Source organism: Bradyrhizobium sp. Leo170 (genome assembly GCF_004296405.1).
Taxonomy (GTDB): domain Bacteria; phylum Pseudomonadota; class Alphaproteobacteria; order Rhizobiales; family Xanthobacteraceae; genus Bradyrhizobium.
In genome coordinates, this window is the sequence record NZ_PSRR01000158.1 from 1 (window position 1) to 18,201 (window position 18,201).

Here is an 18,201-nt window from a genome sequence, read left to right on the forward strand (position 1 = left end):
GGCGGCGATCAAGACGGCATGCCGGCCATCGGCGAATTCGAGCCGCGAGCAGGCGCAGGTGGCGAGCATGCCGGGCGGTGCGCCAAAGCCGCGCAGCCGCTCCAGCCTTACCGCGCCATTTTGCGGCAGGCGGCCGGCGAGCTGCGCGATCTGCCGCCGATGCTGGTCGGCCGGCCCGAACACCTTCCCCAAAAGCGCCGCGCCGTTCCCGGCGCCGAACGATTGCGCGCCGACCGGATTGGCCCACACCACGCGCTTGCCGTCGATCGACCACAGCCATGTGGGCAGGGGGCTCGTTGCATGCACAGCCAGCCGCGGATCGCCGAGGCCCTGCAACTGGAATTCCGCACTATTCATCGCGCAACTTGACCGCACGGTTTCGCTTCTCGCTCGCCGATGGCTGAAAGAAATCGGCGGCCAAACGATGACAGCCTTAACAGACCGTTAGTATCGCAAGTGCGACGCGGCAGGTCCACGGCCTCGCCAAACTACCCACGATCCAAAGCCGCGATAACGTTAACTCGCCCCAACGATCAAGCCCGGTTTGGCGTTGTACCTTGCAAACCTGCGTCAAAAGTTCACGATGGCAAAAAAAGCTTACGTCATTCGGGCGAGGTCTTTTGACGGTAGGCTGATGCGACCGAACGGGAGGAAAGGGCCAAAAAGGCCTGGCAGAGAACAAGGAGTGGACCATGAGCAACGATGCGCGGGACCGTTTCGAGATTCCGAAGGACGTACGATCGATGGCGGAGGCGAGCTTCGAGCAGGCTCGCAAGACCTTCGAGAAGTTTCTGGCCAGCGCACAGGAGACTGCGGGCTCGCTGGAGGAGCGCAGCGCCACGGTTCGCGCCGGCGCCAAGGACATTTCAAGCAAGGCGCTCACTTACGCCGAAAACAACGTCAAGGCGTCGCTGGACTATGCGGAATCCCTCGTGAAGGCCAAGGACGTCAGCGAAGTGATGCGGCTGCACAGCGAATATGTGCAGGCCCAGATGCGCACGCTGGCGCAGCAGGCGAGCGAAATGGGCCAGATCGTCGGCCGCGCCGCGATGGACGCGATCAAGCCGAAATCATGAGATCTAGGGCTTCGGTTCTGATTGAATCAGAGCCGAAGCCCTAGAACCTTGTTTTGACGCGTTTTCTTCACGCGAGCCGGTGTCCACTTCGCTCGAAAACGCTCTCAGCGCGGCAATACCGCCCGGTCGGAAACCCTGGGCTGACAAATGCGGCATCGTATTGATTTAACGTTGCGTTGCACAAAATTGACATGATAAAGAGCTTTACTTGTCCTGCCCAGGGACAGGGCATTCCGTGAACTAGGAACTAGGCAGCGTGATCCAATTCGACCGTTCTCGGTCCTTGCGGGCCGCGGCGTTCGCAATGGGGTCACCGGACTTTACCCCGTTGTGAAGGATGCATGCGATGACCAGTTCGACTGACCCGTTTTCCGCTTCTATCATTCCGTTCGAAGTTCCCGAGCAGATGCGCGCGTTCGCCGAAAAGGGCGTTTCGCAGGCGCGCGACAACTACGCCAAGTTCAAGGACGCCGCCGAGGCCCATAACGGCACCATCGAGGCGGTGTTCACCACCGCCAGCAAGGGCGCGAGCGAATATACCGCCAAGCTGATGGAGTTCGTGAAGGCCAACACCACCTCGGCGCTCGATTTCGCCCAGGAACTGCTCGGCGCCAAGACGCCCTCCGAGGCGCTGGAACTGTGGACCGCGCAGACCCGCAAGACCTTCGAGACCTTCGGCGCCCAGGCCAAGGAGCTGACCGAGCTCAGCCAGAAGGTCGCCAGCGAGACCGCCGAGCCGATCAAGGCCAGCGCCTCGAAATACTACAAGCCGGCCGCCTGACCCTGGCAAAATCACAGAAAGGCCCGGGCAACCGAGCCCGGGCCTTTTGTTTTGAAGAGGCCGCAATGGTCTGTAGCCCGGATGGAGCGAAAGCGTAATCCGGGACCGGCGTTTGGCTCGGAGAGACCCGGATTGCGCTGCGCTTCATCCGGGCTACGGGGGATTCGGAAGTTGGAAAGTCCCGCGTTCGGCCTTGCCAAACCGGGGCGTTGCACCTAGTTTCCGGCCCATTCGCGAGGCCCCTTTGCGCGGCCTCGTCCGAGGATGCAGTTGTAGCTCAGTTGGTTAGAGCGCCTGTCTGTGGAACAGGAGGTCGGTGGTTCGAGCCCACCCAACTGTACCAGCCAAATCAAACAATTTATCCGCCCCAGGTAAGAGCGAGTCGTCTAGACTCAATAAAACCGGGCTTTTTGAATCCGGGGTGAGTCGGATTCCGCAATAGCAACGAGTCGAATAGCGTTTTCGCCGGCGAGCCACGCGAATGCTTCGCTGAGGCGTGCATATTGCGGTCAAAATGGAAGTGGACCTGTGGGCGCGAACGGGATCTTCCGAGCGCGCACCCCTCAGCGTGCTCGGCCAATCATCAACAGGAGGCCGCCGACCTGCGGAAGCAACGACAGCAGCAACAATCGCAGCATCGCGAAGTCCGTCGCTGTGGGATTAGCATTTCCCGCACTGAGCCAAGCGACGATCTTACTCGCGGCCTCGGTTTGCGGATCGACGGCCCGTTCGACCGAACCGACAGCAGCATCCAGCGCACGCTGACGCTCGATCACGGTTTGCTCGCGCTCGCGACAAAAGCGGCCGACGCCGCCCGCGCATTCCCTGTCACGCGACGTCATGGCGTCACGTAACGCGTCCTGAGCAATCGTCACGGCGGGTGTGATGCGTGACGCGCGAGACAGGGTCGTATCGGCTATGTTGACGGAGGCGAATCCCAGACCCGAGATGAGAGCGAAAACAAAGGACGCGGACCAGACCAGCCACGCCACTGCCGCAGTCACTCGTTGCCGTGCAAGCCAAAGCCTTGCGGCTGCCGCAGGCACCGTCAGGGCAACGACGTCATTTGCAATGCCGCTCGCAAGGAACGTCCAGCCTGCCAGATCGGTCGATCCGAGCGTTCGGGCGAACCACCCATTCATGATGAGGCCAACGCCGGCGAGGGCCAGTGCCGCCGCCGTCAGGCAGTGTGAAGCAATCGGACGCCGCTCCGTGACGTGAGGGCGTGACGCCGTTACTTCGTCCGTAACGCGTGACGTTACGCCATTCGTGACGAGCGTTACGGGTAACGCCCCGACCGTTGCTGGCGTGACCGTGACGTTCGTCGTGACTGGTGGTTCGAGGGCGGCCGTGGCGTTTTGACTGCCGATCTGGCCATGCGAAGCCGTGCCGACAGAAGCCATCGCGATCTCGCGTTTCTCCCGCTGGCGCTGGCGGAAGGCCCGTTGTCGTTCGGCTGCCGTTTTCGGCCGGCGAGATTCATCGGTCGGTGCCGTCGGTGCAGTGCTGCTGTCAGCCATTCAAAGCGGCTCCTCTCGGTTTTGACGCCTCTGACGATCGGCGATCCGACGGGATATCGTGGCCGCCAGCCGTGAGCCCATCGAGTAGCTGCTGCGCTGTCGATCCAACACCTTCACGATGTCGACGGGCGAGAACGCTCTGTTTGATGATCGGCATGACGTCCGCCTTCCTCCAAGCGACACCTGTCGCATCGCTCAGGGGATTGACCGAATGGGCGGGCAGCACGCCGTAGCCATCCATGATGCGCTTGACGCCCAGGACGCCGATCTTCAGCCGCCTCGCGATCGTGGCGGTGGTGATATAGCTTTCGTTGAATCGCCGGACGCTCTCCCCGTCTATGTTGTACTCCGCCTGCAGCACCCCTGCCTTGACGAACGCGACGACGTCTTCGGTCGGCATGTCGAGATACATCTTGACGTCTCTACGCGTCATCTTCGTCGGGGTAGGGGCCGGCGCAACCTCGTCGACCATTGTCTCGACAAGCTCGACGGCGTTAGCGGACAGGACCACGTGCGAAATAATGCCGCCCCGGCTTGCCGACAGCGAATACTCAATTCGACCATCGAGACAAAGTTGAACCAGCCTCACCAGCAGGCCACCGCCGGCGCCGCCCGCATTCAACACCGTTCTCGTCAAAGGCTTTCCATCGGGGAAGCTGGCCGCGCTCGCATTGGCTTCGATTCTGCTCCGGAACCTTTCGATTTCCGACCTATGCACGGACGGATCGCGAAATCTCGCGAGAGCGCCTGCTGCGAGCCGGATGTGCCCCGACTCAACCAAGCCCTCGATCGCGAACATGGGCAGACCCGTGATCACTAGCAGACGATCGATCAACAGAAGCTGCCGACGGGATTCCAGCAATTCGACGAGCTGTCGCTCGTTGTAATAGGTCGGGGCGAATTTCTCGTCCCCGGTCTGGATGACCTCGATGTCCTTGTTCTTCGCGACCGAAGTCAAGAAGGTCGCGGTCACGTCGTACTTCGTGAGCGCCTCGCGGTAGGAGATCATCTCATGTGCACGCTCTGGCGGCGCCTGATAGCTCCGTTCGGGCGCTGACCCGCGGACGGCCGCATAGTGTCCGGCGATCGCGCGTTCATCCGTCGGTCGTCCGTGTGCTGCAGCTCGCTGGCTTCGAGACGCACCGGGCGCGCTTTCTTCCGGTCAGCGAAACTGTCGATCTTGAAAGCCTCGCGCAATTCTTCGGCTGCAAGGAAGCAGAGCTACGCTCGCGAATGCAGTTGCCGATCGAGGTTCAGGGCTCGTTGCCAAACACTTTCATCTCTCATTTCGGTTCACCGGTTCGACGCTTCATGCGCGAACCGGCTCTTCGGCGCGTGTCTCCCGCGTCCCTTCGCGTTTCGCCGCACCATAGGGCTACCTCGACACTGCGACCGCTGCGGTATTGCCCCGAGAGCGGCGAATTGTTGACGTCCGACTGCCCGAACCCGGGATGCGGGAAGCCGCTCGGCTGGAATTACGCGCAGGGCGTCCCTTTCTGCGAATACTGCCTCGACGACGACTGTTGTCCCACGACGGATCTGCGGGATTTGGAATTGCCGCGTCTCGTTGGTGACGAACTGGCTCTCTATCGCTCGGTAACGGGCTTGCTGGCCGGTCACCCCGACGCGATGCGCGCGCTGCCCCCCTCTTTCGCGTCATGGCATGGATGGGAAGTCTTCGACATGATCGCCATGCTGGGCAACAACCTATGCAGGCGCTTCCCCGATCGGTCCAAATTGAGGGGGTCCGCGTGTTTCGCTGGCCCCGAATGGCATCAAAACCTCATGTCAGCCGCTCGCGTGGTTATGAGCTGGCCCGACGGCGCCGGCGACCTCGTGAAGCTCCTGAAGGATGCAGCCGGCACGCGCAGCGGGTACTACGGTCGCTATAAAGAGCTCGGGCCCTTGGCCGACTTCGGTGACAGTTACGGCGCGCTCCCCAAAGTCAAAGCCGCGATTGTCCGTGCTTCGTCATCCATGCAGAATCGACAAGGAGGCCCTCAGGAAGGGTCCGTTCGAGGTGATTTAATTTACCGCTGGAACGCTCGGTCATGATTGGCATATTTTCAAACCATAGGAGTTTGAGAATATAGCTTTTCGCTAAGCTTTACTTATCAAATCGCAGAAATATCAAACCAACTGCCACCCCCTTTGCCAAGCCCAGCCGATTGAAGACGTGTACCAAAATCCGCCCTGGAGCGAATTTTCGTGCACGTTTTCCAGCGGCAGCTACTGAAGCGTCCCACAGCCAATGCGACAAACCATCTCCACCTGTGGACCAGCCGGGAGAGGTCTGCTTCGTCCTCGGTCGGTGCTCGATCAGGTCGATGCACGACCACGAGATCAAGCTTAGTGAGGAGCGGCAATTCAGATGGCCCACCAGGCCGCCCGCACGGAGTTGAAGCGTGTCGCCCATTGCACGCGGTCGTGGCCGCCGAGCTTGCGAGGCACCAGGGCACGCTGCCGCTCGATCAGGCGCTCATTGAGGTCATGGCGAACGCGCGGCACATCGGGCGCGTGCAGATCGTGAGCGGACTCGTTCCCGGCCGACTCGCTCTGGCGCTGCGCCGCGTCGTGCTTTCATCTTGTTCCATAAGCTCGCATAAGACGGTCTTTAACCGTCAGCGCGATCGCTGCCGGCGCCTCGTCGGGAATGGCAAAGCATGAACTCACGTTGATTTCGCAGAGGACGTAGGTGTCGCGGCCAGACTTGTCGCGCGGGCCATAGAGGAAATCCGCGTCCCAGATGACCGGGAGCGAGGGTCCATCGATGCCGAGCGTTTCCAGCATTTGTGGTGTCCATTCGTCTTCCATCAATCGTCGCAACGCCTCGAACGACGGGGCGTCGGGCCCGTGCATGATCCGTGGCCCGGGCTGCGCCTCAGGCGAGTCGGGCCCCTCCGGCGGCGGCGGTATCAAGGCCTTGATCAATTGATGCCCAAACCCGGCCACTTTAGAGCCGCTCATATAACAGCGGATCATCCCTTCCGGCAGGCGCGGCTGGAACGGTTGATCGATGATGCAGCCTCCCCACCCGAAATACGGCTCGCAGCGAACGATGAAGGCCTCCAGCGGCATGTCCTCGGGCAGGCTGCCGCGCTGCGCATGCAGCACCCGCACTGCGGAGTCGGTATCTGGCAGGGACTCGACCTTCCAAACGCCTTGGCCTGCATTGCCCCGGTTTTGTTTGAGCACACGTGGACCGTTAGCCCGCAGGCGCGACGAGAATTCAGCGCGGAAAGCAGCCGCGCTGTCGTATCGATGCGTGTCCGCGCCCCAGCCCAAATGGCGTGTTCGGTAAAGCACCTCCTTGACCCCCATCTTCAGGATGACATCGGGATGTGCGCTCACCCAGGGGCCCCTCGCCGCAACCTCGCGCAGCAACTCATCGAGCGCCGCGCGCGTCTTCCCTTCATGAATGGGATTGACCCAGACAAGGACACCATCGACCGTAAGCAATTGGTCGCGAACCGCATCAGCGAAGATTTCGTCGTAGATGACAGGATGCGCCTCGATCCCAACTGAGGCGAGGGCCTCGAAGACGCGGACAAAGCGGCTGTTCTTTGGGGTCGCGTCTCGACGTGCGGCAGCATCTCCGCGCGAGAGGATGGCGACAGTGTGATGTTGAGAGGCGTTTCGTTCGGTGTCCATGCGCAAGCCCCACGACGGATCGCGTGTTGCGCAGAGCTTGGACCGAAAAGTCTGACGGGGAGTCTGCCTTTCCCCACCGAGAAGCCTACGCGACTTTAGACACTCGTTGCAAGTTGTCGATTGCCGCCTTGTAGGGATTGGGGTCTTGCGATGATCCCCTCCGGTCCTGATCGTCCTGATCGGATTTTGGCTCTTGTCGCGGGCTTTTCGTCCTCACCACCATCACGGTCGCCCGGCACCGCTTCTTGCGATCGCAACTGGCCTTATTCCTTGTCCCCTCACGACCTTCATCATGACCTACGCCTTGGCGCATGGTACAATTCAGTGGTGCTTGCTGCTGTCGACTCTCTTTGCTGCCGGCATGACCTTCACGGTCGCGCTCTTCCCGCTGACGGCGGTGTTCGCGCGAACATGGCTTCTGCCGCTTATTTTGCGCACTGAGATGATCCGCAACCGTCTGGCCGTGGGACTGGTAACCTTTGCAGCCATTACGGTTATCGGGCTCGGAGGGTGGCCGCTGATGATGGGAGTGAATGGATAAGCCAGCATGGAGCGCATGATACGGTGGATGTCACCGAACGGAGCGATCACGCTTGGCATGGAGGAAGCCGGCGCGGGAGCCCCGGTTGTACTTTTGCCTGCACTGAGTTCGATCTCGACGCGCGAAGAAATGCGTTCGCTCCTTGACCGGCTATCATCGCAATTTTGCGTTGCGGCGGTCGACTGGCCCGGCTTTGGCAATCAGGCGCGACCGCGCGTCGACTGGTCGCCGGCGACTCTCTCGGCATTCCTCAACTGGTTCCTGAGCCAAGGCGTTTCCCAGCCACCTGCGGTGATTGCGGCCGGACATGCCGCGGCCTACGCCCTTTATCAGGCAGTCCACCAGCCGGGCACGATCGACCGTCTGGTCTTGATCGCACCGACCTGGCGAGGGCCATTGCCGACCATGATGGGCGGTCCGCGGCCGTGGTTCGCCCGGGTGCGGACGGCGGTCGATGTCCCCGGGATTGGTCCATTGCTTTACCGGCTCAATGTCAGCCGATTTGTGGTGTCGAAGATGGCGCGCGAACATGTCTACACCGATCCAAAATGGCTGACGCATGAGCGGCTCGCGGCAAAGCTGGCTATCACCCGCGCTTCGGGCGCGCGGCACGGATCGGTCCGTTTTGTCACCGGGGCGCTCGATCGGGTCGACAGCCGTGAGGCATTCCTGGATCTTGTCCGGCGCGCCAACGTGCCAATGCTCGCCATAATTGGTGACCAGACGCCGCCCAAGTCGCGCACCGAGATGGAGCAACTTGCAGGTCTGCCCAATGTGAACATCAAGCACCTGCCAACGGGGAAGCTTGCTATCCACGAGGAGTTTCCTGACGCGGTCGCGGATACGATCCTACCGTTCCTTCTCGACACGCCACGAGCGTAGGTCGCGCGTGAAAGCGACAGCCGGCAGACTTCCGGAGGAAGGACCGCCCTTGGGAAAACTGCATCCCGCACTGGCGCCTAACGGAAATATTTCCATTGCGGCCGCCCTGGCTCGCTGCGCAAGCCCGACAGTAGGTGTAACTTCATCTCGCCGTCGCGTCTGGGCAGGTCAAGACGGGAGCCGCGATATGAGAAACATCATGGCGGTTATAACGCTATTTGTGCTGGCCATCACTTCGTCAGCATCGGCGCTTAGCGCAATCGGCGGTCGGAACGACTGGTCATTGCTTTCGGCCGATAGGCTGCAGCAACTTCCTCCGCAAGTCAGCTCGGTCATCCGTGCGGGGCAGAGAGCTTGTGGTGAGGACGAGCCACGCGTTCGGACAGGATTTCTACGGTATCTCAAGGGGCGGAATGGAGAGGAGTTCATTTCGCTCCACTTCGACCAATTTCATTGTGCGCGGTCGGCGGCTCTCTGCAATTCGGCGGGCTGCATGCATCGTGTCTTCGTGTCCAACCAATGGCAACGGGCCCGGGAAGTCTGGCGCGGCCAGGTACATGATATCGATTTGGACGACGTGGCTGGGCGAGCGAGTGTCACCATCCATTGCGGAGATACTTGCAGCTCCAGACTTCATTGGAATGGAACCGCCTTTTCGCATCAGTGATGCAACTGCGGGACGCGTTCTGGAAGCCGCGTAAGTAATACGATCGAGAGGCTTCTGAATCAGCGACTTTCCGGCGGCGAGTAACGCGATAGTGCGCTTCTCGCAGAGAATCACAAATCGGTGCACACGAGTCCTCCGCCCTTCTTCGACCGCGTTCGCTGAATTACTTCATGGAGCGTCGGGGTCCGCAGACCCCCGGCATCCCAAGACGGCCCGCCGTCCAAGTTCTGCTCATTCGCTCGATGTCATGGCTGGACGTCGGGGCTGAGGGCTTGGACCGAGCTATGTGCCTTTTTTCTACCAATCCTAGCGCTGGTTTTGGTTGGCGCCGTCAAGGAGCGCCCGACCGCACAGGCGATGTCGCGCGGACTGAGGCGGCACAATGAACCTGGTGTCGTTCGCATTACGACGGCCGATCTCGCTTCTGGTGATGGTTATAGCCGTCGCATGGGTGGGCTTTCTGGCGCTCGATCGCATGCCGCGCGACATCTTCCCGGATCTCGGGGTGCCCGTTCTGTACGTCGCCCAACCCTACGGGGGCATGGACCCGGCCCAGATGGAAGGATTCATCGTCAACTATTATGAGTACCACTTCCTCTACATTACCGGCATCGAACATGTCGAAAGCAAATCGATCCAGGGCGTAGGGCTGATCAAGCTTCAATTCCATCCTGGGACCGACATGGCGCAAGCTACGGCGGAGACGGTCGCCTACGTCGATCGCGCTCGCGCGTTCATGCCTGCGGGCACTGTGCCGCCATTCGTGATGCGGTTCGACAGTGGCAGCGTTCCGGTCGGCGATCTCGTCTTCACCAGCGAGACGAAAACCGTCGCCGAACTACAGGACGCGGCGCTCTTCAAGGTACGCCCATTGTTTGCGACCTTGCCAGGCGTTTCGGCACCGCCGCCGTTCGGATCGAGCCAGCGGACCATCCTGGTTCATTTGGATCCCGACAAGCTGCGATCCTATAACATGTCGCCGGACGAGGTGGTGCAGGCATTGGCCGCCGGCAACACGATCAGTCCATCTGGCAATGTCCGCATCGGCGATCTCATGCCGATGGTGCCCCTCAACTCTGTTGTCGGAGATTTCAAGGGGCTGAGTAACATTCCCATCCGCTCGCACGGAACACAGACCGTGTTCATACGTGATGTCGGAACGGTCGAAGACGGTGCCGACATTCAGACCGGCTACGCACTCGTCAATGGGCGCCGCACCGTCTATATCCCTGTCACCAAACGAGCAGACGCTTCGACCCTCGCGGTCGTCCAGGCCGTCAAAGCCAACTTGCCACGATTCCAATCCGTACTGCCAAGCGACGTTCAGGTAAGTTACCAGTTCGATCAATCCCCATACGTGACTCGCGCGATCCAGGGCCTGTTCGTTGAAGGAGCGCTCGGTGCGGTCCTAACGGGTCTCATGGTGCTGCTTTTCCTTCGGGACTGGCGCAGTTCGCTCGTTGTCGTCCTGAATATTCCGCTGGCGATCCTGGCGTCGGTAATCGCGCTTTGGGTATCGCGTCAGACGATCAACATCATGACGCTGGGTGGGTTGGCATTGGCTGTCGGCATCCTGGTCGACGATGCGACCGTCACCATCGAGAACATTCACACGCGTCTCGGTGATGGCCATAGCCTCGCCCGCGCCGCAAGCTTGGCCACGGCCGAAACCACGCTGCCCCGCTTCGTGGCCATGCTCTGCATTCTGGCGGTGTTCATTCCAGCCTTCTTCATGACCGGCGCAGCGCACAATCTTTTTGTGCCGCTCGCCTTGGCGGTGGGCTTCGCGATGGTGGGGTCGTATCTGCTTTCGAGCACGTTTGTGCCGGTGCTGTCGGTCTGGATGCTGCGCAATCCGGACACGCAACACAAATCACAAGAGAGCGTTTTTGATCGATTCCGCGCCAGATACGATCGGCTTACGCGCACGATCATGAAGCACCGACGCATTACCGTGCTTTCTTACCTGGTTGCGACCGGTGCCATCATTCTCGTGGGCGGCAGCTCGCTCGGCACAGAGATATTTCCGACCGTGGATACCGGCCAGATGCAATTGCATCTTAGGGCTCCGGCGGGAACTCGGATCGAGCGTACCGAGCAGATTGCGCTGCGAACACTCGATATCATCAAGCGCGAGGTGGGGCCTGACAATGTGGACATTAGTCTTGGCTTTGTCGGAACGCAGCCGCCCAACTACCCGATCAATACCGTCTATCTCTGGAGTTCCGGGTCCGAAGAAGCTGTGCTGCAGGTGCAACTAAAGCGTGGCGCCGGAATCCGCATCGAGGATTTGAAGGAGCGGCTGCGCAAGAAGTTGCCGCAGGAACTCGCTGGTGTACGCTTCTCGTTCGAGCCAAGCGACATCGTCAGCCGGGTGATGAGCTTCGGCGCGCCAACGCCGATCGAAGTCGCTGTGAGCGGGCCGAGCTTCGCCAACAGCCGCCAATATGCCGATAAGCTGCGAGCGAGGCTGGGACAGGTGCCGACGCTGCGAGATCTGGAATTCGAGCAGGAACTTGATTATCCGACGGTTGCGGTCGCCGTCGACCGCGAGCGAGCGGGCGTTCTGGGAGTAACGACGGACGACGTGGCGAAATCGATCGTCGCGGGTACCTCATCCAGTCGCTACACCTCGGCCAATTATTGGGCCGATCCAAAGAGCGGTATTGGATATCAGGTGCAAGTCGAGATCCCCGAGCGCCGGATGAATTCGCTGGAAGAGGTGAAGAACCTGCCAATCGCTCGCCGGTCGGGCCAACAGATCGACCTTCGCAATCTTGCTCACGTTACGGATAGCACAGCGCTCGGCGAATATGACCGCTACAACATGCAACGGATGCTGACGCTTAGCGCGAACATCTATGGTGAGGATCTAGGACGTGTAGCAAGCCATGTGCAGCAGGCGATCAGCGATGTAGGAAAGCCGCCAAATGGGGTGAGTGTGACGTTGCGCGGGGCGATCCAGCCGATGGCGGAGATGTTCGGCGGCCTCCGTCTGGGACTTTTGACAGCGGTGGGCGTCATCCTTCTGGTGCTGGCCGCCAACTTCCAGTCGTTCCGGCTTTCCCTGGCAGTGGGATTGACGATTCCCGGCGTAGTGGCGGGAGTTGTAGTCATGCTTTGGTTGACCCAGACCACGCTCAACATTCAATCGTTCATGGGCACGATCATGGCGATCGGTGTCGCCGTGGCAAACGCCATCCTGCTTGTAACCTTCGCAGAGCGCAGCCGCGCTGAAGGCCGCGAGCCGTGGGAGGCAGCCATCGAAGGCGCACGAAGCCGCCTGCGTCCGATCTTGATGACGAGTTTCGCGATGCTGGCGGGAATGTTGCCGATGGCACTCGGACTAGGCGAAACCGGAGAGCAAAGCGCACCCCTTGGGCGGGCGGTGATCGGCGGTCTGCTCGGCGCAACCTGCGTTACCCTCATCATATTGCCCGCGATCATAGCCATACTCCAGTCGCGACATACGCCGATTTCCGCGTCGCTGGATCCCGACGGCCCGCATTGCCGCTATTTCGAGCGGGAACCGCGGCTCGGGCCAGTGCGGTATCCTGGCGATCAAGCAGCAGAATCCCGCGATCTGGCGGCGGAATAAGCGAATGGCCAGAGTGGATGCTAAAGGTAGCGTACTATGAATTTCACGAGCCGAACCGTCATCAAGGTATTGTTAATCGGCGTCGCTGCAGGAAGCGTCGCTGTTGAGCGGCAACACCTGGCGGCATCGCCATCACCGGTGAAGCAAACGAAGGTCGACAACCTTCCGCCGGTCGAGGTTGTGCGGCCACGCCGAGTCACGGTGGCCCAACGTCTTCAAACCAATGCGACCCTCGAAGCTTTTGAGGAAGCGGATCTCTTCGCCAAAGTCTCGGGATACCTGTCGGAGGTTCGGGTCGATATCGGCGATCATGTGAAGGCGGGTCAAGTGCTCGCAGTTATCGACGTTCCGGAAATGAAGCAGGAGCTTGCCGAAGCCAAGGCCGAGCTGGAAGCCAAACGAAGTGCGCTGGAGAGCGCGCGCCGTCAGCTAGATCACAACAAGGCAGAGCTGGCGCTTCAGGACGCCCTGGCGAAGGACCGGGAGGAGCTGGGTCAGGGACGGAACTTCATCAGCGACCGGACACTCGATCAGGTGCACGCCAATGCTGCCATCGCCAAGGCGGACCTCGGCGTTGCGGAGGCGAACAGCGATCTCGCGGCCCACCAGGTCGACGTCGCCGCCGCCACCGTGGAGAGGATCAAGACGCTGCTTGCCTATACGCAGGTCGTGGCGCCTTTCGATGGCGTGGTGGCGCGGCGCCAGGTGAACCGGGGCGATCTGGTCCAGGCCGCCGCGGCAACGCGGACTACGCCGTCCGCAGGATCACTTTTCACACTGCAGCGGATCGACACGATCAGGGTGTTTTGCGACGTTCCGGAGAACGACGTGTCTCACCTTCACGTCGGCGATCCGGCGGTTGTAAAGCCCTCTGGTTTCGACGGTAAGCCATTCATCGGCAAGGTAACCCGCTTCTCGCTGCGCCTCGATCCCGAAACCCGCGACATGCGGACCGAGATCGACCTGCCCAATCCCGACGAACGGCTTTATCCGGGCACGTATGCGGAGGTCTCACTGGAAATGAACCGACGGCCCGATGCGCTTACCGTACCCACCGCTGCCGTAGGTTCGGATGATGGCGGCAACTTCGTCTACGCCATCGCTACCGATCGGGTCACGCGCCTCGCCGTCAGGACTGGTCTCATCGACAACGGTCGCATTGAGATTACGGCGGGCCTGTCGGAGGAGACACCGGTCTTGGCGACCACCAAGGGCATTCCGCCGCTTGGAACGGTGGTTCGGTCGGCGATGGTTCGCGAGAACACCTAACATCGACGCGGATGGCCTGGGGCGTCGGGTCAGTAGTTTTGTCGAACCAATGCGCCATCCCCGTACTCGCGCCTTCGCTTCATTACTTGGCGCAAGTTCTCTCAGCTGCCAAAGCTGTTTGCGCTTCCGCCTGTGTCGGATGAGCCGTACCGATAACCTTCATTTCACCAGGGGCGGGCTGGGCAGTGACAACTTTACATTTCATCGTCGCGGGATCTTGAGCTACGTAGAACGCGGAAGTGCCTGATGGGGGCGCTTGTCCGGTGGTTTTATCCTGCTGCGCAAATGAAGGTGCCCCAAATGCGAGAATGGCGACCGTCGCAAAAAGAATCTTCGTCATAGTATCTACCTCCTAGCATTGGACAGCGAGCAAATAGAGGCAGCCGACAAAGGTTCCAGCGGAGGGATATAATTTCTACTGGAATCCCCGCAGGGTCGCTTCGTGTTTACCCGCAGCGTGATCGATCACTTCGACGGTGTTGTGCGCGATATGCGCGATGAAGACGCGCCGGGTCTTGGGGTCGAATGCGGTGTGCAGACGCATCCTTGCCTCGCCGCGGTTTCCGACAAGTTTGGATTTGCAGGGTCAGTATCTCGGTCGGTGCGAATTCGCCCACTCGCGGGCATGGGGAATCGGTTCGCGCGGCGGCTGGATCGCGCGAAGCTTTCGCGTCGCCGGCAGGTTTTCCATGCGCTCGCGCCATCGGCAAAAAGCCGGATAGTTCGGGTGCATCGCCTTGCCTTCGTCCGTTAGGCTGAAGGCGAATGTGCTCGGAAGCAGGAAGAAGTCCGCGATCGTGATTTCCGTGCCGAGCAGGTAGTCTTGGCCGTGTTCCAATTCATGCTCCACCATGCCAAGCGCAAGCTCGACCTTGGGTATCGCGTGTGCCACGACCTTTTCGTCGGATGCGATGCCGAGTTCCGGAAAGACCAGCCGTTCGTGGGTCACGTGATAGATCATGTAGGGGTAGTAGTAGGAGTTGACCGCACTGATCCACTGGTTCATGCGCGCCCGGAGGCGGACGTCGCGCGGCGTCAGCTTTGGCCCTCCGAAGGCTTCGTCGACATAGGAGGCAATCGCGCTGGTCTCGTAGACCGTGAAGTCGCCGTGCCGAAGAATCGGGACCCGGTTGAACGGGTGCAGCGCCAAATGCTCACGCTTGCCCATCACCGGTTCAAGGTCATGAAAGCCATACGCTACGTCCTTGTGCGTCAGAATCAACCGCACGATGTTGACGTAGGTGCTTCGCGGGAAGCCATAGACGATTGGCTCTGCCATCTGTTCCTCCTCTATCTTGTTGGTAACGGGCGCTTGTTATCGCCAGAATGGCTTAGCGGCCTCGTCCAGCGCCTCTTCGCGCGTGAGGCCGATGTCGGCGAGCAGATGCTTGTCGTCGGCCAGATCGCGGAGTGCCTGACGCAGCCTGCGCCGCGCGGACCAAGCCCGAAGCCCGCGTCCCGGAGCGCCGAGCCTTTGCACCGAATTTTCCTGATGAAGTTGTGGGAGCAGACTGGCCGGCCGGATCAGCCGAAGCGGCGAGGCGTTACGGGCAACGGTTGACATCGACAAGCTCCAAATCTCATGAAATGCTGCGTTGGAGCTTTCCCATAAGGTCAGCGGGCCGTGATCGGCAAAGCATCGTTTCTCTGGCCGGCCCTAGTTTTTCTCATGAAGTCTTTGTGCGATGCGTCCACGCTTGCCGCCCCTGAATGCGCTGAAGGCTTTCGAAGCCGCGGCGCGGCATGAAAGCTTTACCCGCGCAGCCGAGGAGCTTTGCGTCACGCAGGGCGCCGTGAGCCATCAGGTCAAGGCGCTGGAGGCTGAGCTTGCGATCAAGCTGTTCAATCGCGAGCGCCAGCGCCTGATCATCACCGAGGCGGGCAAGAACTATCTCACCATCGTACGCGATGCGCTGGACCGTATTGCGGTTGGCACCGAGCGGCTTCTGCAAAGGCAAAACGCCGGCGTCCTCACCGTCAGCACCTCGCCAGACTTTGCCGCCAAGTGGCTGGTTCACCGGCTCGGCCATTTCGCCGAAGCTCACCCCGGGATCGACCTTCGCGTTTCCGCAACGCTTCATCACGTCGACTTCGCGCGAGAGGAAGTCGACCTTGCGGTGCGCCATGGCGAGGGCAATTGGCCCGGGCTAGATACGACCAAGCTGAGCGGCGAGCAGCTCTTTGCCGTTTGCAGTCCGAAGCTTCTCTCGGGTCGGCGACGGCTCAGCAAGCCAGCCGACATCCTCAAATATCCACTGATCCATATGGATACCCGGGCAGATTGGTCCAGGTGGCTGCAGGCGGCGGGCGTCAACGACACGAATATCATCCACGGCCCGGTGCTCAATCGGGCAAGCATGGTAATCGACGCGGCGATCAACGGCCAGGGTATCGCACTTGCAAGGACGACATTGGCGGCGTGGGACCTGATCAACGGGCGGCTGGTGCGGCCGTTTCCGGAGGCGTTGCGACTATCGAAGACCTATTGGATCATTTGTCCGAAGGCGACGGCAGCCCAGCCGAAGATCGTCACGTTCCGCGACTGGCTTTTGGCAGAGGCTTCCAGGGATCTGCGGCAGCTCAAGAAGCTGGGCTGGTCCTTGAACCCGCTCAAGGAGAGCGGGGACTGATCCGTCCTCACGCAGACGATTGAAGATCAAGCAACGGTCAGTAATCCTTCCTGATCGCCGTTGCGAATAGGAAAGGCGGCGTAAAACCGTCGCTCGTTGCGGCCGTTCGATTCCTGCACTAGTTTACTGATCGGGGACGTCGCAGCCTCCCCGTAAAATGGTGGCCCCATGCAAGCGCTGCTCGCTTTACTATGGAGCGAGCGCATGGACGGGTCCACTTTTGAACTGCCGCTATTTCTGCTTGCGACCTTTGCGGGTGCATTTGTTGCTGGGCTATCGGGCTTTGCCTTTGGACTTGTGGCGGCTTCGCTATGGCTTTACATCCTCGCGCCGCTGCAGAGCGCGACATTGATCGTCGGCTTCGGTCTTCTGGTGCAAGGCTACTCAGTCTGGAGACTGCGCCGCGCGCTCGATGGGGGCAAATTGCTGCCGTTCATCGTCGGCGCCGCTCTCGGGGTTCCGACGGGCGTGTCTCTCTTGACCCGGTCAGATCCTCGAACCGTCCGCATCGCGGTTGGTGCGTTCCTCGCTGTGTACAGTCTCTACGGACTTCTCCGACCCGGCCTAAAGCCGATCTCCACCGGAGCGAGCGCGATCGATACTGCGGTTGGCTTCCTCAACGGCGTGCTTGGAAGCCTGACCGGCTTAGCAGGCATACTGGTGACGATCTGGTGCGGCCTGCGCGGCTGGTCCAAGGACCTTCAACGCACAATATTCCAGCCCGTTGCCGTTACGACCTTCCTCATGTCAGCGCTCTGGCTTGGAGGAAAGGGAACGGTGACCAGCGAGACCGTTAAACTCTTCGTGATGGGTTTGCCGTGCTTGCTACTCGGAACATTATCTGACAGCCGATTGACAGCAGCGACGGCCATCGGTTTATTCGATCTATGGGGGTGTGCGATCCCCCCACGAGGCGACATGCCCAAGAATCGCGTCCGAACTTCACCAAGGACGCCGCATGTCTGCCATCAACTTCTCATCTCGGATTCGACTTTTCGCCCGCGATCCCGATTCTCGCGCAAACTCGGCACGCATCTGGATAGGGCGCCTCCTCGGCACCAGCGGTGTCGCGCTCCGGGCTCTCGCGATCTCAGCCGCGATACTTGCTCCGGCGCATGTCGCGTCGCGCCCTCTTGATGTACCGACGACTACCTCGGTTCGTGACGCGATCCAGCCGGTCCTCACCACTCAGATCGACGATCTTGCCCCCGCGCTGGCGACGCGGGCAAGGCCGCAAGAGACGTTGCGAGGAGTCGTCGCGGAGGTAGACCAACGCCACGACCGGATCACCGTGCGCCTGAGCCCGCGTGCGACTGCGGACCTCAAGGTACAGGACGGTCTGCTCTTCGATTCTGTTCGTTATGGCGACCAGGTCGAACTCACTGTCGAGACCATCAATGGAGAGAGGACCATTGTTGAGCTTACGAAGGAATAAATCGTGGTGTGTGTTTGCGAACACGCTTTGCCATACGCTTCGCAGGTCCGCTTCCGGCAGAATGGTCAACCAGCGGAGGATCGCGACCGTGCGAGATGCTGTTGGCGGACGAGGGAGCGGCGTGTGTTTCGGCTTCGAACGTTGGCCCCTC

At 60.7% G+C, this 18,201-nt stretch carries 18 protein-coding genes, 1 tRNA gene and 1 pseudogene; 10 read left to right on the plus strand and 10 right to left on the minus strand.

Annotated features, from left to right (window positions below):
- Window positions 1-357: pseudogene (locus CWO89_RS24250) on the minus strand (PAS domain-containing sensor histidine kinase); the annotation flags it as partial.
- 335 nt (window positions 358-692) lie between these two features.
- Between CWO89_RS24250 and CWO89_RS24255 the strand changes: the two are divergent.
- The 3 genes from CWO89_RS24255 (at window position 693) to CWO89_RS24265 (ending at window position 2,200) form a co-directional block, all read left to right on the plus strand.
- A complete protein-coding gene (locus CWO89_RS24255; protein ID WP_130581234.1) occupies window positions 693-1,076 on the plus strand; it encodes a phasin family protein in 384 nt (127 codons plus the stop codon).
- Window positions 1,077-1,422: 346 nt separating this feature from the next.
- Entirely contained in the window at window positions 1,423-1,857 is a 435-nt protein-coding gene (locus CWO89_RS24260; protein WP_130581235.1) for a phasin, read from the plus strand.
- Window positions 1,858-2,123: 266 nt separating this feature from the next.
- Window positions 2,124-2,200 (plus strand) — tRNA-His (locus CWO89_RS24265).
- 220 nt (window positions 2,201-2,420) lie between these two features.
- Here CWO89_RS24265 and CWO89_RS24270 read toward each other — a convergent pair.
- Window positions 2,421-3,377, minus strand: a complete 957-nt coding sequence (locus tag CWO89_RS24270) for a hypothetical protein (RefSeq protein WP_130581236.1) — start codon at window positions 3,375-3,377, stop codon at window positions 2,421-2,423.
- Window positions 3,370-4,212, minus strand: a complete 843-nt coding sequence (locus CWO89_RS24275) for a hypothetical protein (RefSeq protein WP_130581237.1) — start codon at window positions 4,210-4,212, stop codon at window positions 3,370-3,372. The genes CWO89_RS24270 and CWO89_RS24275 overlap by 8 nt, the downstream gene beginning before the upstream one ends.
- A gap of 278 nt (window positions 4,213-4,490) precedes the next feature.
- Between CWO89_RS24275 and CWO89_RS46085 the strand changes: the two genes are divergently transcribed.
- Window positions 4,491-5,432, plus strand: coding sequence for a hypothetical protein (locus CWO89_RS46085; protein WP_165421313.1), 942 nt, complete (start codon window positions 4,491-4,493; stop codon window positions 5,430-5,432).
- 312 nt (window positions 5,433-5,744) lie between these two features.
- On the opposite strand, the gene CWO89_RS49635 is transcribed toward CWO89_RS46085, so the two are convergent.
- A complete protein-coding gene (locus CWO89_RS49635) occupies window positions 5,745-5,885 on the minus strand; it encodes a hypothetical protein (RefSeq protein ID WP_165421314.1) in 141 nt (46 codons plus the stop codon).
- Window positions 5,886-5,957: 72 nt separating this feature from the next.
- The gene (locus tag CWO89_RS24285) at window positions 5,958-7,028 is read right to left on the minus strand and encodes a Cj0069 family protein (RefSeq protein ID WP_130581238.1); all 1,071 of its coding nucleotides are present in this window, start codon (window positions 7,026-7,028) and stop codon (window positions 5,958-5,960) included.
- A gap of 292 nt (window positions 7,029-7,320) precedes the next feature.
- Here CWO89_RS24285 and CWO89_RS24290 point away from each other — a divergent pair, with 292 nt between their 5' ends.
- The 4 genes from CWO89_RS24290 (at window position 7,321) to CWO89_RS24305 (ending at window position 13,985) form a co-directional block, all read left to right on the plus strand.
- On the plus strand, window positions 7,321-7,569 hold the full coding sequence (locus CWO89_RS24290) for a hypothetical protein (protein WP_130581239.1): 249 nt from the start codon (window positions 7,321-7,323) through the stop codon (window positions 7,567-7,569).
- A 27-nt stretch (window positions 7,570-7,596) separates the two neighbouring features.
- On the plus strand, window positions 7,597-8,451 hold the full coding sequence (locus CWO89_RS24295; protein WP_165421315.1) for an alpha/beta fold hydrolase: 855 nt from the start codon (window positions 7,597-7,599) through the stop codon (window positions 8,449-8,451).
- Window positions 8,452-9,500: 1,049 nt separating this feature from the next.
- Window positions 9,501-12,716 (plus strand): efflux RND transporter permease subunit, encoded by a 3,216-nt coding sequence (locus tag CWO89_RS24300; protein ID WP_130581241.1) that lies wholly within the window; start codon window positions 9,501-9,503, stop codon window positions 12,714-12,716.
- 36 nt (window positions 12,717-12,752) lie between these two features.
- Window positions 12,753-13,985, plus strand: coding sequence for an efflux RND transporter periplasmic adaptor subunit (locus CWO89_RS24305; RefSeq protein WP_130581242.1), 1,233 nt, complete (start codon window positions 12,753-12,755; stop codon window positions 13,983-13,985).
- A gap of 82 nt (window positions 13,986-14,067) precedes the next feature.
- On the opposite strand, the gene CWO89_RS24310 is transcribed toward CWO89_RS24305, so the two are convergent.
- The 4 genes from CWO89_RS24310 to CWO89_RS24320 form a co-directional block, all read right to left on the minus strand.
- Complete coding sequence (locus CWO89_RS24310; protein WP_130225070.1) at window positions 14,068-14,325, minus strand: hypothetical protein; 258 nt, start codon at window positions 14,323-14,325, stop codon at window positions 14,068-14,070.
- A gap of 75 nt (window positions 14,326-14,400) precedes the next feature.
- A complete protein-coding gene (locus tag CWO89_RS48890) occupies window positions 14,401-14,529 on the minus strand; it encodes a hypothetical protein (protein ID WP_283813549.1) in 129 nt (42 codons plus the stop codon).
- Between the two features lie 42 nt (window positions 14,530-14,571).
- Window positions 14,572-15,264, minus strand: a complete 693-nt coding sequence (locus CWO89_RS24315; RefSeq protein WP_130581243.1) for a glutathione S-transferase family protein — start codon at window positions 15,262-15,264, stop codon at window positions 14,572-14,574.
- A 36-nt stretch (window positions 15,265-15,300) separates the two neighbouring features.
- Window positions 15,301-15,549: a DUF1127 domain-containing protein gene (locus tag CWO89_RS24320; RefSeq protein ID WP_130581244.1), complete on the minus strand. Its 249-nt coding sequence runs from the start codon at window positions 15,547-15,549 to the stop codon at window positions 15,301-15,303.
- A gap of 121 nt (window positions 15,550-15,670) precedes the next feature.
- Between CWO89_RS24320 and CWO89_RS24325 the strand changes: the two genes are divergently transcribed.
- Both CWO89_RS24325 and CWO89_RS24330 read left to right on the plus strand, forming a co-directional pair.
- Complete coding sequence (locus tag CWO89_RS24325; protein ID WP_130581245.1) at window positions 15,671-16,615, plus strand: transcriptional regulator GcvA; 945 nt, start codon at window positions 15,671-15,673, stop codon at window positions 16,613-16,615.
- A gap of 168 nt (window positions 16,616-16,783) precedes the next feature.
- A complete protein-coding gene (locus CWO89_RS24330; RefSeq protein ID WP_245476496.1) occupies window positions 16,784-17,752 on the plus strand; it encodes a sulfite exporter TauE/SafE family protein in 969 nt (322 codons plus the stop codon).
- Here the strand turns inward: CWO89_RS24330 and CWO89_RS47085 are convergent.
- The coding region (locus tag CWO89_RS47085) for a hypothetical protein (RefSeq protein WP_207234560.1) at window positions 17,706-18,201 on the minus strand (496 nt) is incomplete at its 5' end. The genes CWO89_RS24330 and CWO89_RS47085 overlap by 47 nt on opposite strands.